Source organism: Acidobacteriaceae bacterium, from assembly GCA_035944135.1.
Taxonomy (GTDB): Bacteria; Acidobacteriota; Terriglobia; order Terriglobales; family Acidobacteriaceae; genus Granulicella.
Map to the genome: position 1 here is coordinate 585,900 of DASZBM010000010.1, position 25,523 is coordinate 611,422.

The window sequence follows — 25,523 nt, forward strand, 5'->3', positions numbered from 1 at the left end:
ATTCGGTTGTGCACACGACCGCAGGTGCGATCCGCGGCCAGGTCCGTGATGACGTTGCGGTCTTTCTTGGAGTTCCGTATGGCGCCGACACCAGCAAAACGCGATTCCAGGCTCCGCTGTCGCCGGAACCATGGCAAGGCGATCGCGACGCTCTGTCTTGGGGCGATCGCGCGCCGCAGTTAAGCGGCAGAGGCATGACCTCGCGTGCCGGTCAGCATACTGAAGCCGACACGTACCGTTTGCCGGCCGACGAAGGAAATATCAGCGAAGACTGCCTGCACCTGAACGTCTGGACACCTTCGCCTCACGCCCGTGGCCACGAGCGCAGGCCCGTGCTCTTTTACATTCACGGCGGCGCTTACAACAGCGGAACCGTGAACTCTGTTCTTTATGACGGCACGCGTTTGTGCAGGCGCGGTGATGTCGTCGTGGTCACGGTAAATCATCGTTTGAACGCGTTCGGATACCTCTACCTCGCAGGCGTTAGCGCAGACCCAAAATACGCTGACTCCGGCAACGTTGGGATGCTCGATCTTGTTCTGGCGCTGCGTTGGGTGAAGGACAATATCGCCGCGTTCGGCGGGGATCCCACACGCGTAACGATCTTTGGCCAATCCGGCGGTGGAGCAAAGTGCGCGACGCTGATGGCCATGCCTGCGGCGCACGGTCTCTTTCACCGCGTGATGACTATGAGCGGACAACAGGTAACAGCCGCGCCGGAAGCAATCGCAACGGCGCGGGCCCGCGACTTCCTTGCGAAGCTCGGGCTCACGACATCCGACGCCACACTCCGATCCGCGCTCGATGCGATGCCGCTCGAGCGTCTGCAGGAAGCAGCCCGCGTAAGCTCAGCGTGGCTCCCCGTCGTCGACGGACGCAGCCTGGCCCGCGATCCTTTCTCTCCCGACGCTCCACCGATGTCCAATGACGTTCCGATGATTCTCGGCAACACGCACGACGAAACTCGTGGCCTCATCGGAGGCGGCCAGCCCGCCCTCTTTTCGCTCACATGGGATGAGCTTCCATCTGCGCTCGAGAAGAACGTAGGTAGCTTCCTTCGTCCTTTGAAACCCGAGACCGTCATCGCAAAATATCGTGAATGGTATCCGAAGTACTCTCCGGCAGACATCTTCTTCGCGGCGACCACAGCGTTTCGCTCGTGGCCGGGCCAGGTGATTGAGGCCGAACGGCGCGCGGAGAGTCGCGCGCAGCCGCGAACCTGGGTGTATGAGATGGATTGGCCTTCACCGGTCGCCGGCGGTCGGTTTGGCGCGCCGCACACCGTGGACATTCCGTTCTTCTTCGACAATCTCGCTGTTGCCCCCGGGATGATCGGAGGCACAGCAGAGGACATCGAGCGTGCTCAACCGCTCGCAACGGCAATGAGCCAGACGCTGGTTGCATTTGCGAAGGCCGGCGATCCGAATCATCCGGGGCTGCCGCACTGGCCTGCGTACGAGCTCAAACAGCGTGCGACGATGATTTGGAATACTCCTCCGCACGTGGTCGATGATCCGCGAAAGAACGAGCGCGAACTCGCCGCGCAGGCACATTACCGCCAGCCCGGGACCTAAGCGCGTTGGCTGAACTTTGACGATGCTCCTCAAGAACAGCTAGAGTCTCGTAAAGCTGTCTGACAGGGGGCTTCTTTGTTCGAACGCAGGATTCCGACCGTCCTCGCCCTTACGCTCGCGCTTTCGGGCATCTACAAAGGCCGCGCGCAAGACACGCGCCATGTAATTGAACCGACCATTCCGCGGGCGTGCACTCTGCTAAGCGCGAATCTCCACGCCAGCGATAACGTTCTGCCCGAGTCAGACGAAACAAAACTGGATACTCAGCGAATCCAGTCCGCACTCGATAAGTGCTCACTCGGGCAGGCGGTCGAACTACGCGCAGACGGCGATCACAACGCATTCCTCAGCGGGCCACTGGAGCTCCGCGAGGGCGTAACACTTCTTATCGATAAGGGAGTGACGCTGTACGCATCACGCAATCCGAAAGACTTCGATACCGTTCCCGGTACCTGCGGCACCAGTGGTCCGGAGAGCCGTCCCTGCAAGCCTCTCATCTCCGTCAACGTGAAGAACGCCGCGATCATGGGAGAGGGTGCGATCGATGGACGAGGCGACCGCGGTGTTATCGGCAAACCGTACACATGGTGGCAGCAATCCAGAGCTGCCGAGCCAACCAACGCCCGCTATTCAGCTCCCCGACTGATCATCGCGAACCATGCTGACGGCTTGATCCTCTATCGCATTCGGCTGCACAACTCCCCAAACTTTCACGTCTCCGTCAACAACACGAACGGGTTTACCGCCTGGGGCGTTCACCTTTTGACTCCAACTGTCGCCGGTACCGATGCGCGCAACACTGACGGCATCGATCCAGGGAACTCCCAGAACATCACGATCGCCAAGAGCTGGATCAAGAACGGCGACGACAACGTCGCGATCAAGGCCAACGTTCAGCACATGAGTGTGCTGGACAATCACTTTTACACCGGGCACGGTATGTCCATGGGATCCGAAGCTCGCGATGAGGACGACATTCTCGTCGACACTCTCACACTGGATCACACCACGAGTGGTGTCCGCATCAAGGCGAACGTGCAACGTGGGGGCATGGTCCGCAACATTGTGTATCGGAACATCTGCATGAAGGATGTTCCAATGCCCATCTCAATCAGCCCCTTTTATAACGGCCAGACGACGGACGGGATTGTCGATCTTGGGATGAAGGGCAATCTGATTCCCGACTATAAGGACATCAGATTCGAAAACGTCATTAGTACAACTCCGGGCATCGCCCAGATCGCCGGCCTGAATGCCGAGCACCTGACCGAGGTCACACTCAACGGAGTGGATGTTCGTGGAGTTCAGCCAGACCAGGTAAGAGCCCAGTTCGCCAGGATCACCATCGGCCCGGTGGGTTCGAATCTCAAATTCACCGGCAACGGTGTAACGTCGGATCCTGCCAGCGCACCTCTCAAAATGTCCTTCTCCTGCAAGGGCAAGTTTGTTCCCTATCAGGACTGAGCGCCGATGATCTCTACGAGCCCCCGACGCCTCTCCTTATTGGTGCTGCTAATCATTGCCGGTTCGCCACTTGTCTCCAAGGCAGACTCAGCCCCGGTAGTCACGGTCGGCAAACAGACCGCCGGCTTCCACACACTTCAGGAGGCAATCGATCAGGCGCCGCCGACCGGCGAAGTAATCCGCATCGCCCCGGGAACCTATCGAGAGAAAGTGCACATCACGACACCGAACATCCACCTCATCGGCACAGGCGCGAACCCGCAGGATGTCGTGTTGAGTTGGAACGACGCGGCGATCACGGCCGGCGGCACAAGCAAGTCGGGTTCTGTCACCGTGAACGCGGATGGTTTCGAGGCCGAGAATCTCACGATCGAAAACACATGGGAGAACGAGCACACGCGCACGCAGGAAGGCTCACAAGCTGTCGCGCTGCTCATGAGTTCTGACAAAGCAGTCCTCGATCGTGTGCGCCTGCTTGGCGCGCAAGACACGCTATACGCCAATAGCCGGACGTGTCATGACAACCTCCCGAAAGACGGCAGTGCGCCACCCGCGGACACGCCCGCATGCAGAGCGTCGCGCCAGTACTTTCGCGATTGTTACATCGAAGGTCACGTCGACTACATTTTCGGCGATGCAAAAGCTGTCTTCGATCACTGCGAGTTGCACCCGCGTCACTCCGCCACTGTGATGCTTACCGCGCAAAGCAAGCACTTTCCCGCTGAGGACTCCGGCTACTATTTCCTGCACTGCAGAATTACCGGGGAGGACAATGGCGATCACGTCATCCTCGGTCGTCCGTGGCGGGACTACTCAACGGTCGTCTTCTATGACACGTACATCCAAAAGCCGCTGGCACCAGAAGGATGGTCGGACTGGAACGGCCGCCTGAAAACCAGCACCTATCGTGAGTACAAATCGTACGGCCCAGGCGTAAACGGCGGACATCGGATCGTCACCTATCCCAAACTCACGCGTGAAGAAGAGAAGAAGTTGAATCCCAGGGCATTGCTGTCGGGGAATGACAACTGGAATCCCGTCGCAGAGGCTAATGCGTTGCGACGGTCAGCCGAGAGAACGAAATGACAAATCGCTCAGGGAGACTTTCCGGCATTCACATTGCAGCGGTTCTTGCAGGCATTGGCGCGTTCATTGTGACCTCGATCGGCGGAGCAACGATCATCGGAAAGAGTGAACCGGCAGAGTCGCTCACCATCAGCCGCATTTCAGCGCTTCCAACGTCTCAGCGTGGCGCGTGGCTAACCTATTTCCATCGCTCAGAACAGCAGGAGAAGATCGATCGCGCTGCGCTCGCGGCCGAGCGACAAGGAATGAAAGACGTGCCGCCCGATCCTCCCCTCGGTCCATCCGCGCGTAGCATGCCGCTCAATCGCGAGGCCTCATGGTACAGCTCCCCGGAGGCGCGCCACATTGCCGACGTGATTGTGAGCTTTCAAACCCCTTCAGGCGGTTGGGGAAAAAACATGAACATGGACGGAGCGCCACGTGTTCAAGGCGAGAGCTTCGTTACGGATAACTCCAACCGCTTCCCGAGTCCCGGCGACTTTGACGCAGCGCGCGACCCGTCATGGCACTATGTCGGAACGATCGATAACGACGCAACAACAACCGAGATGCACTTTCTCGCCAAGGTTCAGGCAGGCATCCCGCATACAGACGGAGAAAAGTATCGCGCATCCTTTCTGCGCGGTGTGCAATATCTGTTTGCCGCGCAGTACCCTAACGGCGGCTGGCCGCAGGTGTGGCCGCTCGAAGGCGGATACCATGACGCGATCACCTTCAATGATGATGCAGTTTACAACGCAACACAGCTGCTGACTGAGGTCTCTGACGGAAACCCGGACGAGGCGTTTGTACCTGCGGACATTCGCAAGAAGGCCGAGATTTCCGTCGCGAAATCGATCGAATGCATTCTCGCCGCGCAGGTCGAACTCGCCGGCAAGAAAACGGTTTGGGCGCAACAAATCGACATGCTCACGCTAAAACCGGTTGCCGCACGCAACTATGAACCCGCAGCTCTTTCATCTGAGGAAAGCTCCGATCTACTCATGTGCTTGATGAGAATTCCGCATCCGAAAACACAGGAACGGAACGCGATCATCGCTGGCATATCTTGGCTCCGCGCGCACGCGATTTATGGCAAAGCAGTCATTGGCGGTCGCAATACGTCGGAAGGCAGGCACGTGGTCGAGCAACAGGGCGCGGGGCCGCTCTGGGCTCGTTTCTACGCACTCAATACACAGCAACCTGTCTTTGGAGACCGCGACAAGACGCTTCACGATGACATGAATGAGATATCACAGGAGCGCCGAAATGGTTATGCCTGGTTCAACACTGAACCGGCGGCTGCCATCAAGATGTATGAAAACTGGTGCGCCAATCACGGGGCCTGCCCAGCAGGCAATGAGGATCACGGCGCCGCTCGATCTGCTTCTCGCTAGCCAGGATACGAACCGGCCTGCGAATTCCTGATATCAAGTCCAAGATCAAGCGACCGCACGCTGTGAGTCAAGGCTCCTACGGAGATAAGGTCGACACCAGTCGCCGCAATGCCGCGCACCGTGTCCAGTGATACGCCGCCACTCGCCTCGACCAGCGCTCGTCCTGCGATTTGCCGCACTCCAGCGCGCAGATCATCAAGGCTGAAGTTGTCCAGCATAACGGTGTGAGCACCTGCGGCAAGGGCAGTCTCAATCTGATCCAGCCTGTCGACTTCGATCTCTACATGCGTGGTGTGTGGCAGGTTGCTCAACGCGGCTCGCAGCCGCTTTGCCAATTCCTCATCTCCTCCAGTCCGTAGCGCGGCGAGATGATTGTCTTTTACGAGGACCGCGTCCGAAAGAGAGAACCGGTGATTACCACCACCACCGCACCGAACTGCATAGCGTTCGAATAAGCGCAGTCCCGGCGTTGTCTTTCTGGTATCGACGATTCGCGCTTTCGTACCCGCCGCTTCCGCAACGAACTTCGCCGTAAGCGTGGCAATCCCGGAAAGGCGCTGCACGAGATTCAGCGCAACTCGTTCGGCGTGAAGAATAGCCCGCGCGGGACCCTCTATCCTCGCAGGTACTTCACCGGCACAGAAGGATTCGCCATCCTTTTTGCGAAACTGAACCGCCACCGGGCCGGTGAGAGACATTGCTGTAGAGAAGACGTCCTCGCCGCAAAGCACTCCTCCTTCGCGCGCCACCAGTTCGGCGACGATTTGCGCGTCCTCTGGGAGAACAACTTCAGACGTGAGATCGCCCCATGGCGCATCCTCGAGAAGAGCCATCCGCACGAGAGCTTCAGTTGCATGCCGATCGGGTTTCATTAGCATGCGACGGGCACCGGTCGTTCGTACACCAGAGAGTGCAGCCATGCGGAAGACGTTTCTGGATAATCGCTTCGGAAATGAGCGCCTCGCGATTCAAGCCGTTCCAGCGCAGCGCGCGTGGTGGCGCGGGCCAACTGAAGCAGATTTGCGGTCTCGAGTGAAGATACGGAGTCCGCGTTATCTACGTGCCAGCGATTTAGCTGGTCAAGTCCTCGCTGCAGGTCTTGGTCGGTGCGCTCAATTCCAACGGTGTCCCACATCAGGCGTTGTAAATCTTCCCGGTCCGTCAGCTGGATGGATCTGGCAATTCTCTCCTCTTCGGATCTGATCGCGCGGACATTGGACGCTGTGTGCGGCCATGCAGCGGACCAAACTGAGTGACTCTCATTGATGAGAAAATCCGCGCACCGCCACGCGAACACGAGGCTCTCGAGTAATGAATTCGATGCGAGTCGATTCGCGCCGTGGACGCCGGTACATGCCGCTTCGCCAACTGCAAAAAGGCCTGGAATCGATGTGCGGCCCCGGAAGTCGGTCTTCACTCCACCCATCCAGTAGTGCGCTGCGGGAGTGACCGGAATCGGTTCCGCGGCCCAGTCGAAACCACGATTGCGACATGCGGCATCGATGCTGGGGAATCGTCGAGCCAGAAACTCTGCGCCTAACCTGGTTGCGTCAAGCAGAACTGGGGCGCCGCCTTGCGCGGCCATCTGCATCGCAATCCCGCGAGCGACAACATCACGTGGTGCGAGCTCAGCATCAGGATGGAGTGTTTGCATGAAGCGACGGCCTTGCTTATCGAGCAACACAGCGCCCTCGCCTCGCACAGCTTCCGACACAAGGAATGTTCCGGGTCCAGCCAAGGCAGTCGGATGGAATTGATAGAACTCCAAATCGGCCAATTGAGCACCGGCGCGGAGAGCCATTGCAATTCCATCGCCAGTCGCACCTGCTGGATTCGTTGTGTGCAGGTACATCTGGCCCGCTCCGCCGCTTGCGAGAATGACTGCATCTGCATGCAACTCCTCGCGCGCTCCGTTGTCTCTCTGAACAATCAGCTTTGCCACAGCTCCATGCGAGAGGACGAGATCGCAAGCAAACGTATGCTCGAGCACTTGAACATCAGCTTCGCGCAGCGCTCGAACTAGCGTGGTCTCGATCAATAGTCCGGTGGCATCTCCCTGCGCATGCAGAACTCGCGGTCGTGAATGAGCCGCTTCCAAACCGCGCGCGAGCTCACCGTCACGTTTGTCGAAGGGGACCCCTAAGCCTATGAGATCCCGAATCCTCGCGGGTCCTTCCGAGCAGAGCACCTTTACAGCTTCCGGATTGCACAGTCCCGCACCAGCGCGTTCTGTATCGGCGATATGTTCAGCGATGCTGTCGTCCGGAAACATCGCTGCAGCGATGCCTCCCTGCGCCCAGCGCGTGTTGCTTTCCGCAATCTCCGACTTCGTCACAAGCGTGACGCCGAACTGCTCGGTTAGCCGAAGCGCAGCGATCAGGCCCGCGATGCCGCTGCCGATAATGATGATTTGCTTTCGCTGACTCATGAATTGTTTGAGGAGGTCCCTGCCGGTTGCAAACTCAGCATGCGCTCCAGTGCAATGCGAGCGGGGCCGGCGATCTCATCGCTGACGGTGATCCGGTTTAGAATCTCGCCTCGCTCAAGCGCCTCGAGCACCCATGCCAGATAGCTCGGATGAATGCGATACATCGTGGAGCACGGACAGATAATTGAATCGAGGCAGAAGATCGTCTGTTCCGGGTGTTCGTTGGCCAGACGCTGCACCATATTGATCTCTGTGCCGACAGCAAAAATCGATCCTGCGGGTGCAGCTTCAATCCGCTTGCGAATGAGATCCGTTGAGCCGGATTCGTCTGCCTCGTCCACGACCTCCATGGTGCATTCGGGGTGAACGATAACGCGGACGCCGGGGTGGCGGAGCCTGGCGAGCTTGATCTGCTCCACCGTGAAGCGCTTGTGCACTGAACAGAATCCATGCCACAGAATGACGCGCGAGTCGCGAAGAGTCTGCGGGTTCAATCCGCCCATCGGCTGATTGGGATTCCAGACTGGCATCTGCTGCGGCGGGACACCCATGGCCTTGGCTGTATTCCGGCCCAGGTGTTGGTCGGGGAAGAACAGAACCCGCTGTCCTCTGTCAAACGCCCATTTGAGCACTGTTGCGGCGTTCGATGAGGTGCAGACCACACCACCATGCCTGCCGCAGAAGGCCTTCAATGCAGCGGAGGAGTTCATGTAGGTGACTGGGATGACGGGGGCACGGCCATCGGCATCCGGGTCCGAACCGAGGACCGCCTCGAGTTCCTCCCAGCAATCTGTAACGGAATCTATGTCGGCCATGTCGGCCATGGAGCAGCCGGCGGCAAGATTCGGCAGGATCACGGATTGGTCCGGCCGCGAGAGCATATCGGCGGTTTCCGCCATGAAGTGGACGCCGCAGAAGACAATGGCCTCGGCTTTCGGCCTCGTTTTCGCTGCCTGTGCGAGCTGAAAGGAGTCGCCGACGAAATCGGCGTAGCGGATGACCTCGTCGCGCTGGTAGTAGTGGCCGAGGATTACGAGACGATCGCCAAGGGAGTGCTTTGCCGCACGGATACGAAGATCAAGTTCCTCTTTCGAGGCCTGACGATATTCGTTGGGGAGGATGCCTTGGCGGGGGGCGGTTGGGGGGATGGGGTCCTGCATGGAGGCGCCGGGACCGTAACCGGGTTCGGCATCCATGGTCCAGGGCTTATCCGCCAGTGCTGAGGAACATAGGCTTGTGGGCTTATCTCCTGGCTGTTCACCGATGTGAATCAGCTGGATCGCATCATCGATCGATCGCACTCAGGTCTCCGTGACAGCCCGAGTTCGCCTCCTGGTTTTGGGATGGCGGTGTCGCGAAGCTGTTGCAAATAGGTTACTGCGACGGGCGACACAATGCGAGTCAGGAGGGTACCCCTCCCCCCCGATACTGTGCAAAATCTTCATGTGAAAGGAGTTATGGGTGGACCTTGTATGGCGATGTCGGTAAATTATCTGGAATCAGTGCCTTGCAGCTAAATTCTTCCATTCAGGGAGTTTAACGGGTGGGGGGTCACTTTTTTTCGTGCACAGCTGGAGGGGATGAGAGCGGATGATAGTGGAGCCAATCGATGTCGACGGACCCGTCATTGGACGTATCGGTTCTGGTGTTGAAGGAAAACAGGGCGGGTCGGGCGCCCTTCCACCAGCTGAAGGTCAGGGTGACGGGTGAGCCGAGGCCGTAAAAAGTTCGGCCATCATCGAGGCTGTAGAGATACTGGGCGGTGTCACCGCGCACGACTGCGCGAAGTTGAACAATCTTCTGCTTGACGGCGGGTCCCGGCGTTTCCTTGCCGTCGGCTGAGAAGAGCAGGGAGCGATCCTGCTGGTTCTGGCTTATGGCTATGTAGCTCTGGGCTTTATCGAAGATGCTGAGGCCGGCCCGGCCGCCGTCAGAGGTGTGCTCGAGATCAATTCGGGTTGTGACCTCGAAGGATTCATCCTGCATGTTCTCGGTGAGGGTGTTGCGGGCGTGGAGCAGGTCCGGGGATGGCATTGCATGCAGGCGCAGATAGCCGGGTCGTTCAGTGAGCGACCACTTTGAGTTGACGGGATTGTGGTTCCATTCCCAGTTGGGACCGAGGATGCGTTTGTTGAACTCATCCGAGGTTTGAGGATCCATGTCGGCTGCTGCGGGATCGACGAGGGGCATGGGGTATTGCGCAACGGGATAGCCAAGGGTGGCGCCGGGAGCTGCCTTGCCCATCACTGGCCAATCGTCCACCCAGCGAACGGGCTCGAGGTAGAGGATTCTCCCATGGGCGCTGCGCAGGCTGAAATGGATGAACCAGTTGCCGCCGTTCGCAGTCTCGATCCAACCTCCCTGGTGCGGTCCATTCACGTCGGTGTTTCCCTGCTCGAGGACGATCCGGTAGTCGTAGGGGCCGTAGATGTTGCGGGAGCGGAGGACAACCTGCGGACCGCGGCCGACTCCGCCCATGGGAGCGAAGATGTAGTACCAGCCGTTTCGCTTGTACAGCTTCGGTCCTTCCAGCGTGGGCAGATGGACGGGGTCCTGCACGATGATCTTTCCGGCATCGAGGAGTTTCTTCCCGTCAGGGGTCATTCGGTGGAGGATCAACGGACCGGCGTGAAGTTTTGAATGGAGCAGATAGGCGCTGCCGTCGTCGTCCCAGAAGGGGCAGGGGTCTTCCCATCCGGGACCGGCGAGGACAGCGACTGGAGGGGACCATGGGCCGGTCATCTTTGTTGCGGTGGTGACGAAGATGCCCTCGTCCGGAGTGGGGAAGTAGATGTAGAAGAGGCCGTTATGCGCACGGACTGAAGGCGCCCAGACACCGCCGCCGTAGCGCATACCGCCCTGCATGTCATATTGAGGCGCCATTGTGAGACGGGGGAGGACGTGGCCGGCGAGCTCCCAGTGCACGAGATCGCGCGAATGAAGGATAGGAATGGCGGGGACGAAGTGGAAGCTGGAAGCGATGAGGTAAAAGTCGTCGGCGACGCGGATGATGTCGGGGTCGGAGTAGTCGGAATAGAGGACCGGGTTGTGATAGACCGCGGACTTTGTATCGCTCGCAATGGACGGACGGAGAGCTGCGAAGGCGAAAACGAGAGTGAGCAGGGCGACGCGGAAGAGGCCGGGTTGCTTTCGTGGACGGAAAGGGTTCAACGACGGTGGTGGTGATACGGGCCTCATCGGGGTGCTTCGACTTCGCGCCTCTTCACCCCAGCGAGCAAGCTCACCAGGGTGAAGAGGCGCTTCGCTCAGGATGACGGATCTTCGGAAGCGTGCACAGTATGCGGCTGAAGGCGTGCCCTCAGCGAAACGGGTTTTGCTTTCATCGGCATCGTTCAGCAGGGACATGACACTCCTGTTGCCAGAAGATCGCAGAGATTCAAGACGAGTACGGGAGGCTATGCACGTTCTTAGCCTCCCGTCTGTCAGTGGATGCGTTGTGCAACTCAGAATTCGAGTTTCAGTGAGAGCTGTCCGATGCGACAGTCGCCTGTGGATGGACTAATTGTGGACGTGACGGTGCCAAAGCTCCCGCTAGTTTCATTTTGTTGAGGGTCTCCGAAGTTGGTGTGATTCAGAACGTTGAAGAACTCGGCGCGAAACTCGGCCTGGAATTGTTCGTGAATCGGAAAGAGCCGGATGACACTTGCGTCCCAGTCTGTGTAGCCGGGGCCGATGAAGCTGCCTTTGACGATGTTTCCGTAGGTCAGCTCGGAAAAGCCGGATGGCGCGTTATATGCCGGGTTGGTGGAGAATTCCGCTGGGTTCAGCCAGTTTTTGCAGTGGATGTTGCTTCCGCAGGCATTGCCGCCATAGGGATGCTGACCGTTCCATACGGCGCGATCGCGGCCGAGACCGGTGCCGTCTACGTTGGCTCCGGTAACGGTAAGGCGATCGCCGGTGCGGTAACTGAAGATGCCGTTCAGTTGCCAGCCGTTGACGGCGTAGCGGGCCGCAGCATTCCCACCGTGCCAACTTGGAAGAAGCCACACGTACGAGAATGTCAGCACGTTTGCGTGGTCGTAGTCTGAAGGACCGTCGTCGAGCCTCTTGTAGTTGGGTTCATAGATCGGCAGCACGTAGGACGATCCGGGAACGACCGCAGTGACGGATGATCCGAAGGCGTTGTTGTCCATGCCCTTGGACCAGGTGTAGTTGAAGAAGCCGGTGAGCGATTTTTGCAGGCGGGCTTTGAGGGAGAACTGGAGGGAGTTATAGTTTTCGATTCCGCCGGTATCGACCGTAGCGAGCGCACTGGTGTAGTTCTGCTGAGTGTTTGTCGAGTAGAAGAGGCGGTGGCCTACATTCGGCCCCTGGTTCCAGATGGGGTTGATGTCAGTGGGATTGATCTGGTGGAAGCTGTCGGAGCCTACGTATGCGAGCCGGCCGGAAAGGCCGTTGCGTATCTGGTGCTCGACCGCGAGGTTGTAGGAGTAGCTGACGGGCACGCGGAAGGTTGCAGGGTTGAAGGTGGAATAGGAGGCGCTCTGGTAGTTCGCGGTGGTGAAGTAGGTAGCCGGGGGCGGCTGCGGAGCGGGGAAGAGCGTGCTGGATCCGGGGACACTGGCGTAGGGATTGGTGAAGATCGCAGGCTTGGGGTTGGCAGCGGAGTTTGCGAAGGTGGCTCCGATCGAGGCAACGAACGGCACCGAGTTGGCAAAGATATTTTCGAAGACGCCGGGAAGGCGTGTGTCATAGAACTGTCCGACGCCGCCGCGAATGCTGGTGCGGCCGTTGCCAAAGACGTCGTAGGCAAAACCGAAGCGCGGCATGACGTGTGTGTGCACGGGATAGATCATGTTGGGGACAAAGCCGGCGTCGCCGGGGAAGAGCAGGCCGGCGAGTGCGGTGGGATGCGTGGTTGAGATTTGATCGGCGGACCATGCGGTGGGACTGAACATGCCCTGGCGGCCCTGGACTTCATCCTGCGGCGAGAAGGGCTCGTAGCGGAGACCATAGTTCAGCGTGAGGCGGCCGAGCTTCCAGATGTCCTGCGCGTAATAGCCTTGCTCGTGATAACGGTTGGCGAAGTATTGACCGGAGGCTTGATTGAAACCGGTGAGTCCGCCGAGGAGGAAGTCGGCCATGGTTACGGTGTCGGTGATGTTGTTGTTGAGGATGTATTGGCCGGGCTCCTCGTAGTTATTGGCGATGTCGACCTTCGCGAGCTCGAAGTGCACACCGAAGCCGAATGTGTGGTTGCCGTGCACCCAGCGCACATCGTCGGTGAGCGTGTAGTTGTTGCGGCGGAAGGTGGCGGCTGGGTTGTCGCCGATGGTGAACAGGTTGCTCGCTGTGGATGCGCCGACGGTGATCTGGTTGATCTGCTTGAATGCAGGCTGCCAGACGTTCACGCCGAGGTCGTTCATGTTGATGCTGCCGGGTAGCGGGCCGCGGCCGGCGTCGTCGATCTGGTAGCTGAGGCTGATGTTGTTCAGCACGTGCGGGCTGAATGTGTGCGTTTCAGTGATGAGGGCGTTGTGATAGCTGATGGTCGCCTGGTCGGTGTAGGTGAGGAGGTTGGTTAGATCCAGCACGCCCTTCTGGTTGTAGCGGTCGTAGAAATAGCGGAGGGTGAGATGGTCTGAGGGGCTCAACTTCTGATCGCCCTTCGCGGTGTACTCGATCATGTTCCAGCTGGAGGGCTTGAAGAAGTTAAAGATGGGGCTCTGCCCGGATTGAATGGTCGGCAGATACTTCAAGAGCGCGAGCGAGGCTGAGTTGAAGTCGTTGGGATTGACGGTGCAGGTGTAGGTTGTTCCGGAGGGCGCGCAGGGATATTTGACGAGCGTGGTGGGGTTCTCGATGAAATCGGTGGCGCTGAGGCCGGAGAAGACGCCGCTAAGTTGGGCGGGCGTGGGAAGCGTAGCGGTGCCGCCGGAGGAGAGATTTCTATAGCGCGTGGCCTGCACGCCGAAGGAGAAGAAGCTCTTGTCCTGGCCGTTGTAGAGGAATGGGAGGCGTATGGGGCCGTTGATGGTTCCGCCGAATTGGTTGCGCTTGAGGAAGTCACGGGTCTTCACACCGTTGACGTAGTTGAAGTATTCGGCGGCATTGAAGACGCGGTTGCGAACATACTCGAAGGCGTCGCCGTGGAAGGCATTCGCTCCGCTGCGGGTGACGATGTTGACGACGCCGCCGGCGTTCTGGCCGTACTCGGCGTTGTAGTTGCTGGTTTCGACGCTGAACTCCTGGAGCACGTCGGGCATGGGGAAGGGCGCGTTGACGTTGGTGTATTCGTCGACGTTGTTGCCGCCGTCGAGCATGTAGTTGATCTGGTTGGCGCGGGTGCCGTTGACCGTTACCGCAGCTACGACGGGGAAGGTTTTGGTCGAGCCCTGGTCGATGTTGAGACTGGAAGCGGTGACGACGCCGGGGACGAGCTGGGTGAGCGTGGCGGCGTTGCGGCCGTTGAGGGGAAGGTCGTTGACGCGGGCCTGGTCGATGACTTGCGACAGCGTGCCTGTGGTGGTGTCTACCTGGGGCGGCGCAGAGGACACTGTGACGGTCTCGGTGGTGTTACCGACTTTGAGGGAGAGATTGACAGTGAGCGCCTGGTCGGCCTGCAGGACGGCGTTGTTTTCGACGTAAGTGGCAAAGCCGGCGGCGGAGGCTGAGACCGCGTATCGGGCCGGTGAGAGCGAGGGGAAGACGTAGGTGCCAGTGCTGTCGCTGGTTGCGGCGTTGATCTCGCCGGTGTCGACGCGAGTGGCGGTGACCTTTGCGTTCGGGACGGCGGCGCCGGTGGTGTCTGTGACGGTTCCACTGATGCGTCCTAAGCCCTGGGCAAGCGCGCCAGCGACAAGGGCCAGTTGGAGGCAAAGGATTCCGACTCTTGAAGGTCGCAAGAAGCTGGGGGTCATGGCATCTCCAGAGATCGCAGTAGATGCGTTGTAGGCCCGGCCTGCGCTGTCGAGTAGACAGAGACCGTCCCTGACCGTCACAGACTGTATTAAATTCAGTGTTTGTTATGAGTTGTGAGCTGCTATTCGGCTGATACGGCCAATACTCTTGGTGGGCCGGGTGTGCCATCCGTCACGGTCGTGCTAAGCACAATTTGGATATTTTGATGGCTGTTATTCAGGGGCGCCGATCTGGAAATTGCGTCCATCATGCTGCGGCTGGTCAGGGCCTCTCCGGCTGCCTCGGTGCCATAGGTATACAGGCCGCCGATGACCACGACGACATTGCCTGTCTTAGAGTCCCAAATTCTGGAGATTAGCGCGTAGTCCTGTAGCGCGGGGCCGCCGAGGCTGCCCTGGTCGCGGGTGCGCTCGTCGGTGGGCCAGCTCCAGTCCCTGGCGGAAGGGCGGCGGGCGTCTCGGATGTAAATGAGGTGGCGATCGGGGTCCAAGGCGAGGGTGTACCGGAGTTGCTGGGTTAGGCGGAGGCTCCATTCATTGTTGAAAGCGCCGATCAATATCGCCGGGTTCTGGCGCAGGTCCGAGAAGGAACTCTGGCTTTCGGGCCGGATAATGACTTCCTTTCGTCTGGCCTGCAGGATTCCGACGACCCTGGCGATGGTGACGGTGTCGGCGAAAGGAACGGTGGGAGAGGACGCTTTCTGAACGATGGGGATTGCCGTTCCCTGATCGCCTTGCGGGGTCGATGATGCGGTCGGTGGGCCGTTGGGGACGTCTCCGACGGCCAAGAGGACGGGACCATTTGCGTCCAGAACGGGTTTCCAGAAGAGATATTGCGGGTCCGGCTTATAAATCGAGCGAAAAAGAAAGGCTGCGGCGAACAAGAGACAGAGAGCAGCGATCGACCATAGAAATGCTGCCGAATTTCGTTCGATTAAACGGTTGTGGGCGACGGTGGTCGGATGCGAGTGCGTACTTTTCTTATCTTCAGATGGACTGAATTCGTCGGCGGTGGGTCCCTCGACGAAATCCTGCTCCTTCTGGTCGGTACTGCTGTGGGGATAGGCAAAGTGAGGGATATAGGATCCCGGCACCATTACCATCCGGAGTTCGGACCGATGCTTATCGTCGCCGTAATAAATAGAGAGGCGTTTCCGGAGTTCAATTGCGGCGGTACGAACGATGTGATCGACGTTTGTGTCGTAGGACGGGTCTCTATGGAAAACCTCTACGCCAATTGTCCGCTCCTTGATGCGGTCGGCGGCGCCGTTGAGTGTCTGCTCGACCACGTATCGCAGAAACTGAACCGAGCGCTTGCTCGAACGGAAGACGTGGTCCTGAACCAACGACTCCAGTTGCTCACGGATCGCTTCGGGAGTGGGTTCAGTCTCGACGCTGTTTGGAAGCTCCGTTGAGAACATGGCGGTGCCGGTGGCAGCGATTCTAGCACCGGGCCGAAAAGCACGTCTGTCTTGGAGCATGTAACGACGGAATCCAAATCTCCAGGTATGTTTCGCAAATTTGAAATGGGATTGGGATAATCAAGGTACTGTGCGGGTTCTTGTGATTGAGGATGAGGTCCGGCTGTCAGAGAATATCGCCGCAGCTTTGCGCGAGAGCGCGGGTTATGCGGTCGATATCTCGCGAGACGGACGAGAGGCGCTGCTGTTGTGCGAAGCTGCGAGCTATGACCTGGTTCTGCTGGACCTGATGCTACCGGGACTTCGCGGCCAGGAAGTGTTGCGCCGGATTCGAAGCAAAGGCGACAACACTCCGGTCCTGGTGATTACAGCCATGTCCGAGACTCGAAACACGATTGAACTGCTGAATCTTGGGGCGGATGATTATGTCACCAAACCCTTCGATCTCGGCGAACTGATCGCGCGGGCACGAGCTCTGGTGCGGCGGGGCAAGGGGATTCGGCAGACCACAATCGAGTTTGGGCCGATTGCTGTGAATCTCAGCGAGCAAACTGTACTTGTCGACGGCAAGAGCGTCGCGGTATCACCAACTGAGTATCGAGTGCTGGAGTATCTTCTCCATCGCCCAAAGACAGTCGTCTCAAAGCAGGAACTGCTGGAACATCTTTATGACTTCACGTGGGAGCACCATTCGAATGTAATCGAGGCCCACATCTCCAACTTGCGCAAAAAGATTCGCGCGCGAACACCCGAGTTTACTTTGGAGACATTGAGGGGACGTGGGTACAGGCTTGGCGCGCTGGAGATGAATCCGTGAGAAGCCATTCTCTCACCGGGCGAGCGATTGCCGTGGTTCTGGCGGCGGAACTGATCTGCGCGCTGGCCTTTTCGGTCATCTCGCTATGGCACGAGGGGCGAAGCAGAGTTCATGCGTTCGATGTGATGCTGCAGGGGAGATCGGACTCGCTGTTGGGCGCGATACAGGATGCGGAAGATCCGGGCGATAACGTAGCGATTGATCCCACCGAACTGAGAGTGCCAGGGGACGACATCTATGCGGTCTACAACGCGGGTGGACGGCTCGTAGGCGCGTCTGCGAATGCGCCGGCTGTTCTGCTGCGCCGGCAGGGTGATGGCATTCGGACGGTGGACGTTGGGCGTCGTCATTATCGTGTACTGCAACGCGAGGCACTTCGGATTATCGATCGCGCGGAGACGCATGGAGTTGGTTTGCGGAGGCCGGTCACAATCATCTACGCGTCTCCGACTGATCACCTTTGGCGCGAGGTGATTGAGGCCGCGGGATTCTATATTGCGTTGAGCATTGTGCTGATCTGCCTGACGGCCTTGATTCTGATTGTGACGTTGCGGAAGCTGATTTCTCCGATCAAGGAACTCGCGAAGGAAGCGATCGATGTACAGGGTCCTTCCAAGGAATTCAGGCCTCCGCAATCGGCTCTGAAGGTGAAGGAGTTGAGGCCGCTGGCGGAAGCGCTCGCGCAGACGATTCAAAAACTGCAGCTTGCTCTGCACATGCAACATCGCTTCCTGAGCGATGCTGCGCATGAGCTGAAGACGGCAGTCGCTGTTGAGCGCTCGACGGTTCAACTGCTGGCTCTGCGTTCGCGGACTCCGGAAGAATATTCGGAAGGGCTGGTTCGAATTCTGGAGGACAACGAACGCCTGGAGCAGTTGGTCGGGCGCATGCTGACACTGGCGAGATTCGAAGAGCAGGGAGCGAGCGTTTCTGAAGGAGTCGATCTTGGCCGCAGCGTGCAGAAGACGGTCGACTCGCTGCAGCGCTGGATTGAGGCGCGGGGGATCGAGCTGTCAGTTGAGAGGGGCAAGAACGTCAGGGTGTCACTCTCGGACGAGGCGGCAGAGATACTCGTTTCCAATCTGCTGATGAACGCGGTCCAACACAGCGCCAGCGGAACCCAAGTGTCGCTGGCAGTTCGTCTGGAGGGTGAAAAGTGTGCGGTGCTTCAGATAAGAGATGCGGGCGATGGAATCTCAGCCGGGAGCCTGCCGCATGTCTTCGATCGGTTCTATCGTGAAGATCGTTCGCGATCCAGAGCGACCGGAGGTTCGGGTCTCGGATTGGCGATCTGCAAAAGCATCGTCGAAGGCGCCAATGGCTCGATTGAGATTGAGAGCGCAATCGGTCAAGGAACCACGGTGACGGCGAGGTTCGCGTTGCTTACAGAGAAACCGTATGCTCCGGCTCCGGCAGCGTTGCAAACTCCGGAGTGTGATGCCTGGTCAGCAGGAAGTAAACAACAGGCGTCACCACAAGGCTGAGCAACATTGAAATCGCGAGTCCGCCGATGACCGCGATCGCCAGCGGCTGCAACATCTGTGAGCCCGCGCCCAATGCGAGTGCGAGCGGCAGCATGCCTGAGACGGCTGCTAAAGCGGTCATCAGGATTGGACGCAGACGTCGCTGCGCTGCCATCACCATTGCTTCGCGGGCGTTCATGCCTTCGGCGCGATAGCGCTCATCGGCATCAAGAAGAAGGATTCCATTCTTCGCAACGATGCCGATGACCATAATCAAGCCCATGAAGCTGGCTACGTTGAAGGTGATTCCGGTGACGAGAAGAGCGCCGACTACACCGGCGATGGATAAGACTGATGATGTGAGGATCGCGGTTGGCGCAGCGAAGTTGCGGAATTCTGTCAGGAGAACGCCGAACACCAGCACGAGCGCCATCAAGAGGACGCGCGCGAGTTCTCCGAACGACTTTTGCTGCTCCTGGTATGTTCCGCCGTACTCGACGCGCACGTTGGCGGGCAGGTGCATTGCCTGAACGCGCTGCTGAACCTTCTTCACGGCGGTTCCCAGATCAGTTCCTTCCAGGTTGCCGGTGACGACGGCCACTCTCTGCAGATTTTCGCGACGGATTTCATTTTGTGGCGGAAGCTGGGTGATCGTCGCCATGGAGCCGAGCGAAGCGGTGTGTCCGGAGCTTGAATTGAAGACGGTGTCGCGCATGGTCTCGAGCGACTGACGCGTTTCATCTCCCAGGCGGACGCGAACTCCATATGGTCTGCCATTGCTGATGACGGGGGTGGAGACTTCCACGCCGTCGAGAATTGCCGTCGCATCTTCAGCGACTTCCTGCGGCGTGAATCCCATTCTTGCGGCGAGTTGTGAGTCGACTTCGAAGTTTGTGGCGGGTCCGCTGACGGTGTTGTCGATTCCGTTCTCAACATCGACGACCCCGTTTACTTTCTTGATTTCATCCGCGACACGAGGAGCGATTTCATTGAGCAGCGCGGCGTCAGGCGTGAACAGCTTGATTTGAATCGGCTCGGGTGCGTTGGAGAGATCGTTGATGTTGTCCTGCAATATCTGTGTGAGCTCGATGTCCAATTGCGGTTCGGACTGCTTGACCTGCTTGCGGACGTCGGCCATGATTTCATCGATTCCGCGGCTGCGGTGTTGCTTCAGCTTGACGGTGATGTCGCCCGTGTTGGTTTCAGTGACGGCTGCAAGTCCCATCTGCAGTCCTGTCCTGCGGCTGGTGCTTTCTACCTCGGGTGTGTTGTGAAGAATGGCTTCAACGTGGTCAAGCACTGCGCCGGTTGAGGCGAGAGAGCTGCCAGCAGGCATTACATAATCGAGGATGAATCCTCCCTCATCCATTTCCGGCAGAAGATCAGTGCCGAGCCCTTTATAGGCGAAGAATGTGCCAACGAGCAGCAGCAGACAGAGAGCTCCAAGCCAGATGGGACGGCTTAGCGACCAATCGAGTGCGCTGTGATGCCACTGCATGACGCGGCCGAGGACACGGCCATGTGCGTGTTCGTCCTTTTCGGCGATGTGCGGGCTGCCGGCGGGATGTGCATGCTGCTCTGGTGTGGATGCCTTGACTCGCAGGAGAGAGAGCGCAAGGCCCGGTGTCCATGTGACCGCCAAGAGAAGAGAGGTGAGCAGAGAGACGGTCATCGTGACAGCGAGCGCTCGAAAGAAGCTGCCGGTCACGCCTGTTACAACAATCAGCGGAAGGAAAACGACGACGGGCGTGATCGTGGACCCGATGAGAGGGCGGGAGATTTCGCGGAGTGCCTTTCGTACAGCTTCGACGCGCCCTTCACCGCTTTCTCTGTGGAGCGCGATGTTTTCGACGACGACGATGGCGTCGTCGATTACGAGCCCGATAGCGGCAGCCAGGCCGCCCAGGGTCATCAAGTTGAAACTTTGACCCATGAGCCAAAGCGCCAACACTGTTACGGCTACGGTGACCGGGATCACGAGGCCTGCAATCAGAGAGGATCGCCAGTCTCGCAGAAATAGATAGAGGATGACGCAGGCGAGGAGCAGACCGATCAGGATTGCGTCGCGGACGCTTTTGATGCTCTCGCGTACAAGTTGCGATTGATCGTAGTAGGGCTCAAGTTTGGTGCCCGCCGGAAGCTTCGTGCGAAGCTGTGTAACTTCAGCCGCGACGCCGTCCGCAACTGCAACGGTATTGCTCGATGGCTGACGTGTGATGTTAAGGAGAACGGCCGGCTTGCCGTTCGCCGACACGAAGGTGTAAGCCGGAACGGGAGCTTGAATCACGTCGGCAACGTCACTGACGCGGACGGGCGCTCCTGTGTTGGTGCTCTTGACGGTGAGATGTTTCAGGTCATCGATGTCATGGGCCTGAGCGCCGACGAGCGCGAGTACGAGCTGGTGATTCTCCTCATACAGGCCAGGCGAATCGATGATGTTGGCTGTGCCGATGGCGTTCGCTAGGTCGAGGATTGTGACGCCGGCGGCCTGCAACTTCGCCATGTTGGGAACGACGTGGAACTCTGGAACTTTGCCGCCTTGTATGGTGACGGTGCTCACGCCGCTCACGCGGTTTAGCGGAGGCTGCAGCGTGTAGGTTGCCAACTCCCAGAGCTGAGTTTGCGAGAGCGTGTCCGAGGTGAGGCTGTAGCCGAGGATCGGAAAGGTTGCGAATGTGAGCCGGTTGGTTGTGATCTTGGCTGTTGCTGGCAGCGATTGCTGTACGCGGCTGATAGCTGCGTTTACAAGCTGCAGGGTCTGATACATGTCGGAAGACCAGTCGAAGAAGAGGCTGACTTCCGCCGATCCTCGACTGGTTGTGGAGCGGACTGTTTGGAGACCGGGCACGCTGTTGACCGCGTCTTCAATCGGCTTAGTGATGGTGACCTGCATTTGCTCGACGGGCATGACACCGTTGTCGACGCCGATCACGACTCGGGGGAAGTTGGTTTCCGGAAATACGGCGATGGGCGTTTTGAAAAACCCATAGATTCCGGCAGTCGTAAGGGCGAGCGCAACAAAGAAGATCGTGCGGTGCCAACGTACAAGCCAGAATGTGCTGCCGGATGTCTCCGCAGCGCTCACCTGATCCTGGTTAGCGGAGGCCATCAGTCCTTCGCTCCCTTGTCATCTGAAGCGGAACCCTTATCGTCGTCCTTGTCTCCGCCGATTTTCACCTTGGATCCCTCGTCCAAGCCGTAGCCACCTTCTGTGATTACGAGATCAGCGGGCGAGACTCCGTCAAGAATCTGGACTTTGTCGGGCGTACGCAGCCCAATCTTGACGGAGCGTTTCTTTGCTGTCTGGTCCGAGCCTACGACGAGTACATTCGTTCCTCCATCATCGGAGGGAAGAATCGAGGATGCCGGCAACTGGACGGCGTTCGGTATCGTTATCCCTTGCAGGACGGCGTGGACCGGTGTGCCGACTTTGTATCGTCCGTCCGGATTCGGGAGTTTCAACCAGACTTCGACAGTGGTCGAGCCAGGATCGAGTGCCGGGCTGATCAGGGAGACAGTACCGGACTGCGGGTCGTCGATGCCGGGGACGTACACCTGAGCTGAGCCGCCCAGCTTCAACTTCTGAGCCGACGCCTGCGCAATGTGAAGCTTGGCGACGAGGGAGCTGGTGTCCATGATTGTGATTACCGGCGTTCCGGCGGCCGCTGTTTCACCAGGAAAGAGCGGACGATCCGTGACGACTCCGTTGATCGGGCTGCGCAGATTGGCATAGTCAACCTGGGCTTCGGCGTTGATCAATCGACCTTGAGCGGAAGTGAGCTGACCTCTCGACGCTTCTTCATCTGTTTTGCGGGTCGTGCCCTGCACGCTCTGCAGATGCTTCACTGCAGAGTCGTATGTGGCTTGGGCCTGCACCTGCGCGGCGATCGCGGTGTCCACATCTCGTCCTGCTATCGCGCCTTGCTGCAACAATTTCCTGCGCTCGTCTGCCGTTCGAGTCGCAACCTCGAGATTCGCCTTCGCCTGATCAACGTCCAACTGAGCTTTCTGAACTTCTTCAGGAATTGTGGCTCGCGTGGCAGTGGTGTAGGCCGCCTGCGCTGAGGTCACTGCGCCCTTCGAATCAAGAGCACTACCTTGCAGATCGCGGTCTTCAAGCGAAACGACAAGTTGTCCTTTTTTTACGTGCGCGCCGCGTTGTACATATTCAGCTCGGATTGGAGCGCTGATCCGTGGTGCAATGGCGGCCTGGGCGAGAGGAGCGAGGATTGCGTCTGCCGTGATCTGCTCCGATATTGGTCCAACGGATGGGTGCTCCGCCTGAACGGCAACGGCTTCGTCAGAATCTTCGTCCGCAGTTGTCGCTTTCTTGCAGCCCGCGAGGATTCCGGGCAGTACCGCCAAGGTGATAGCGGCGACTCTCCATCGAATCGAGTTGCAATTTCTCCGTGGCATCCGTGCTAGAGCCTTCCTGTCAGGGTTTCGAGTTGCGCTAAAGCGGTCTCGTAGCGAACCAATCCGTCGGCCTGTGCATTTTCTGCCGATATCAACGTGTTCTGAGCATCTACAACGTCCAACACTGTTCCTTCGCCATTTACATAACGGAGATTTGTCAGCCGGAGGCTCTCGCGTGCGTCGGCGACGCTGATATCCAGAGAAGCCAATTGACGGCGAGCGACCTCGGCTTCGTCATAGAACTCGGCGAGGTCTGCAACGAGTTTTCGTTGCGCGTTCGTGAGCGTCGCCTTGGCGGCCTCGGATCTCAGCCTGGCTTCCTTGACCTTGCGTTCTGTTGTGAGCCAATCCCACACCGGAATATCGACCGTAGCGCCGGCCGAATAGCCAAGGTTGCGAGCTCCGTCGGGTCCGCGCTTCGCAAATTGTGGAGCGTCAATACCGTACGTATAGTTCAGCGTTAGATCCGGCAGAAGCCCGGCTCGCGCGGTAAGTGTCTGGGCCTCGCTCACCTGCAGCCCAGCCATGGCGCTTCGTATCTCTGGATTATTTGCCTTGGCTGCAGCGTCAATGGTGGGACGATCCGGAAGCATGGCCGGCGTGGCGGTCGGTTCGAGTGAATAGGGTGTCGACGGATCAGGAAACAGAAGAACGCCTAACTCCAGTCGAGCTTTCGCTGCCGCAAGTTTCGCATCATCGAGCTCTCGTTCGCGCTGTTCGGCGCTGAGCCGGGCTTTTATCACGTCAGCGTGCGCCGCTTCACGTGCGTTCTCACGCTTTGTCGTGATGTCGAGAAAACTGTTGGCTTCGTCGAGCGCGGCTTGCGCAATGATGACCTTCTGATTGGCCGCCCCGCTAGTGTAGTAAAGACCGACTACAGTTTGCACGAGTCCGCGGCGGGCGACCTCGAGCTCGGCTTCGGCTCGCGCGGCATTTGCGTCGGCCAACTTTACGGCTCCGATCTGCGCGAGGCCGATCGTCTCCGTCGCTATGCCCTGACTGTAGTACTCATGGACTGCATTGTTGGCGATGAAGACGGGTAGTGATTCATTCAGGCCGCCCTGCGTTGTCACAGCCTGCGAGCCGTTCGACTGAGTGAAGAGATATTGATTGTGGTACGTGGCGGATGGCAGGAGAGCTGCTCGAGCATCTTTCCGCTCCAGCGCGGTTGCGCGCCCTTCTGCGGCTGCGGCCGCGAATGTCGGCTCGTTCGCTTCGGCCCTGCGGATCGCTTCGTCCAAAGTGATGGGAGCGTCCGGCTTGCTCGGCGTTACTTGTGCGGAGATGAGGCCAATGCTTCCGCAAAATAGCGCACAGAAGCAGATGCGGCAAAGAGGTCGCATGGAAGTTGAGTCTAAAGCCAGTTTGCTTAAGAAACGCTGAATACCAGCCGCCAATGGTCTCCTCTGATTCAGGGATGAGCCCGTTTGCTCTTTGAGATGTATTGCTTCTACCGTGAGATGTGCGTGGCTTAAGGCAGGCTTAATCTTTGGCGGTTAGCTTGGATAAGTCATCCGGTCGGACATTCGATCTGGTGCGGACACACCAAAAAGGAGAAGGAACCGTGCGAAAGTCTCGATCTTTGCTGATGCAGAGCTGCATGTTCCTGGCATTTGCTGTGCCGGCTGTATCGGCCCAGTCATGGCAGGTGCTCAGGACATTTCATGTTGGTGGCGAGGGAGGCTGGGACTACGTCACTGTCGATGCTCCCAATCACCGGCTGTTTGTGACGCGCACGACGCATACCCTGGCGATTGATGCGGACACGGGCAAGGTCCTGGGAGACGTGCCCGGGCAGAAGGGTTCGCATGGTGTTGCTCTCGTTCCGAAGCTTGGGCGCGGCTTCATTACAGATGGTGGCGGGAGCGGCGCGATTGTGATTTTCGATCTGAAAACCTACGCCATTCTTGGCCAGATTCCAGCCATGCCTGATGCCGATGGAATCATTTATGACCCGAAGTCGGACCTGATGCTCGCGGTCTCTGGTGACGGAGGCGCACTGATGACGTTCAGGCCTGATATCGATCCAAAGAGCGGCAAGCTGGATGCGCCGATTGACCTTGGAGGGAAGCCGGAATTTCTAGCCGCCGACGGAATGGGCAAGGCGTATGTGAATCTGGAAGACAAGGGCCTGGTGGCCGTTGTCGATTTGAAGTCGCGTAAGGTTCTGGCACGTTGGCCTGTCGCGCCGGGCTCTCACCCGGTGGGTATGTCCATCGACACCAAGACGCATCGGCTGTTTGTCGGCTGCCGGAATCCGCAGAAGCTGATCGTAATGAACACAACCAATGGAGCGGTAGAGGCTGCTCTTCCGATTGGAGCAGGAGTGGATGCGACGGGATTTTACAAGGGCGAAGCTTTTGCAAGCTGCCGCGACGGATCTCTTACGGTGGCCGCTGAGAAGAGTGGCAAGTGGGATGTGGAGCAGGTCGTGAAGACGCCGGACGGAGCGCGAACGATGGGAATCGATATGGAAAATGACCGTATCTATCTTCCAACCGCCGAACTGGAGCCTGCAACCACAGGACGTCCTCGGCCGAAGCCTGGGACTTTCATGATTGTGGAAGTGGGCCGCAAGTAAACAATTGGAGGAGGAG

General features: G+C 58.6%; 16 protein-coding genes. 7 read left to right on the top strand and 9 right to left on the bottom strand.

Translation table 11 applies throughout. The features are described from left to right. Positions 1–8: 8 nt before the first annotated feature. From VGU25_17035 to pelA, 4 genes are all read left to right on the top strand, one after another. Complete coding sequence (locus VGU25_17035; GenBank protein HEV2578913.1) at positions 9–1,574, top strand: carboxylesterase family protein; 1,566 nt, start codon at positions 9–11, stop codon at positions 1,572–1,574. A gap of 75 nt (positions 1,575–1,649) precedes the next feature. Beyond that, positions 1,650–3,038, top strand: coding sequence for a glycosyl hydrolase family 28 protein (locus tag VGU25_17040; protein HEV2578914.1), 1,389 nt, complete (start codon positions 1,650–1,652; stop codon positions 3,036–3,038). Between the two features lie 6 nt (positions 3,039–3,044). Beyond that, positions 3,045–4,124, top strand: a complete 1,080-nt coding sequence (locus VGU25_17045; GenBank protein HEV2578915.1) for a pectinesterase family protein — start codon at positions 3,045–3,047, stop codon at positions 4,122–4,124. After that, positions 4,121–5,500, top strand: a complete 1,380-nt coding sequence (gene pelA / locus VGU25_17050; protein ID HEV2578916.1) for a pectate lyase — start codon at positions 4,121–4,123, stop codon at positions 5,498–5,500. The genes VGU25_17045 and pelA overlap by 4 nt, the downstream gene beginning before the upstream one ends. Here pelA and nadC read toward each other — a convergent pair. The 6 genes from nadC to VGU25_17080 form a co-directional block, all read right to left on the bottom strand. Beyond that, complete coding sequence (nadC, locus tag VGU25_17055; protein ID HEV2578917.1) at positions 5,497–6,333, bottom strand: carboxylating nicotinate-nucleotide diphosphorylase; 837 nt, start codon at positions 6,331–6,333, stop codon at positions 5,497–5,499. The genes pelA and nadC overlap by 4 nt on opposite strands. A 38-nt stretch (positions 6,334–6,371) precedes the next feature. After that, positions 6,372–7,928: an L-aspartate oxidase gene (gene nadB, locus VGU25_17060; GenBank protein ID HEV2578918.1), complete on the bottom strand. Its 1,557-nt coding sequence runs from the start codon at positions 7,926–7,928 to the stop codon at positions 6,372–6,374. Continuing rightward, positions 7,925–9,229: a quinolinate synthase NadA gene (gene nadA, locus VGU25_17065; protein HEV2578919.1), complete on the bottom strand. Its 1,305-nt coding sequence runs from the start codon at positions 9,227–9,229 to the stop codon at positions 7,925–7,927. The genes nadB and nadA overlap by 4 nt, the downstream gene beginning before the upstream one ends. A gap of 250 nt (positions 9,230–9,479) precedes the next feature. Continuing rightward, positions 9,480–11,126, bottom strand: a complete 1,647-nt coding sequence (locus VGU25_17070; protein ID HEV2578920.1) for a glycoside hydrolase 43 family protein — start codon at positions 11,124–11,126, stop codon at positions 9,480–9,482. 266 nt (positions 11,127–11,392) lie between these two features. After that, a complete protein-coding gene (locus VGU25_17075; protein ID HEV2578921.1) occupies positions 11,393–14,809 on the bottom strand; it encodes a carboxypeptidase regulatory-like domain-containing protein in 3,417 nt (1,138 codons plus the stop codon). Positions 14,810–14,931: 122 nt separating this feature from the next. After that, complete coding sequence (locus VGU25_17080; GenBank protein HEV2578922.1) at positions 14,932–16,230, bottom strand: hypothetical protein; 1,299 nt, start codon at positions 16,228–16,230, stop codon at positions 14,932–14,934. 130 nt (positions 16,231–16,360) lie between these two features. On the opposite strand from VGU25_17080, the gene VGU25_17085 reads away from it, so the two are divergent. Further along, positions 16,361–17,047, top strand: a complete 687-nt coding sequence (locus tag VGU25_17085) for a response regulator transcription factor (protein HEV2578923.1) — start codon at positions 16,361–16,363, stop codon at positions 17,045–17,047. Continuing rightward, entirely contained in the window at positions 17,044–18,531 is a 1,488-nt protein-coding gene (locus VGU25_17090) for an ATP-binding protein (GenBank protein HEV2578924.1), read from the top strand. Before VGU25_17085 ends, VGU25_17090 begins: the two co-directional genes overlap by 4 nt. Here the strand turns inward: VGU25_17090 and VGU25_17095 are convergent. From VGU25_17095 to VGU25_17105, 3 genes are read right to left on the bottom strand one after another with little or no spacing between them, the layout of a single operon-like run. Further along, the gene (locus tag VGU25_17095) at positions 18,431–21,619 is read right to left on the bottom strand and encodes an efflux RND transporter permease subunit (GenBank protein HEV2578925.1); all 3,189 of its coding nucleotides are present in this window, start codon (positions 21,617–21,619) and stop codon (positions 18,431–18,433) included. The genes VGU25_17090 and VGU25_17095 overlap by 101 nt on opposite strands. Further along, positions 21,619–22,926 (bottom strand): efflux RND transporter periplasmic adaptor subunit, encoded by a 1,308-nt coding sequence (locus VGU25_17100; protein HEV2578926.1) that lies wholly within the window; start codon positions 22,924–22,926, stop codon positions 21,619–21,621. The genes VGU25_17095 and VGU25_17100 overlap by 1 nt, the downstream gene beginning before the upstream one ends. A gap of 5 nt (positions 22,927–22,931) precedes the next feature. Beyond that, the gene (locus VGU25_17105; protein HEV2578927.1) at positions 22,932–24,269 is read right to left on the bottom strand and encodes a TolC family protein; all 1,338 of its coding nucleotides are present in this window, start codon (positions 24,267–24,269) and stop codon (positions 22,932–22,934) included. A gap of 221 nt (positions 24,270–24,490) precedes the next feature. Between VGU25_17105 and VGU25_17110 the strand changes: the two genes are divergently transcribed. After that, positions 24,491–25,507, top strand: coding sequence for a hypothetical protein (locus tag VGU25_17110; GenBank protein ID HEV2578928.1), 1,017 nt, complete (start codon positions 24,491–24,493; stop codon positions 25,505–25,507). The last annotated feature ends 16 nt before the right edge of the window (positions 25,508–25,523 follow it).

What these genes read in the sequence shown, in the direction of transcription:
- VGU25_17045 (HEV2578915.1), top strand. Translation starts at nt 3,045, where the DNA reads ATGATCTCTACGAGCCCCCGACGCCTCTCCTTATTGGTGCTGCTAATC.
- pelA (HEV2578916.1), top strand. Translation starts at nt 4,121, where the DNA reads ATGACAAATCGCTCAGGGAGACTTTCCGGCATTCACATTGCAGCGGTT.
- nadC (HEV2578917.1), bottom strand. Translation starts at nt 6,333, where the DNA reads ATGGCTCTTCTCGAGGATGCGCCATGGGGCGATCTCACGTCTGAAGTT.
- nadB (HEV2578918.1), bottom strand. Translation starts at nt 7,928, where the DNA reads ATGAGTCAGCGAAAGCAAATCATCATTATCGGCAGCGGCATCGCGGGC.
- VGU25_17070 (HEV2578920.1), bottom strand. Translation starts at nt 11,126, where the DNA reads ATGAGGCCCGTATCACCACCACCGTCGTTGAACCCTTTCCGTCCACGA.
- VGU25_17075 (HEV2578921.1), bottom strand. Translation starts at nt 14,809, where the DNA reads ATGACCCCCAGCTTCTTGCGACCTTCAAGAGTCGGAATCCTTTGCCTC.
- VGU25_17080 (HEV2578922.1), bottom strand. Translation starts at nt 16,230, where the DNA reads ATGTTCTCAACGGAGCTTCCAAACAGCGTCGAGACTGAACCCACTCCC.
- VGU25_17095 (HEV2578925.1), bottom strand. Translation starts at nt 21,619, where the DNA reads ATGGCCTCCGCTAACCAGGATCAGGTGAGCGCTGCGGAGACATCCGGC.
- VGU25_17100 (HEV2578926.1), bottom strand. Translation starts at nt 22,926, where the DNA reads ATGCCACGGAGAAATTGCAACTCGATTCGATGGAGAGTCGCCGCTATC.
- VGU25_17105 (HEV2578927.1), bottom strand. Translation starts at nt 24,269, where the DNA reads ATGCGACCTCTTTGCCGCATCTGCTTCTGTGCGCTATTTTGCGGAAGC.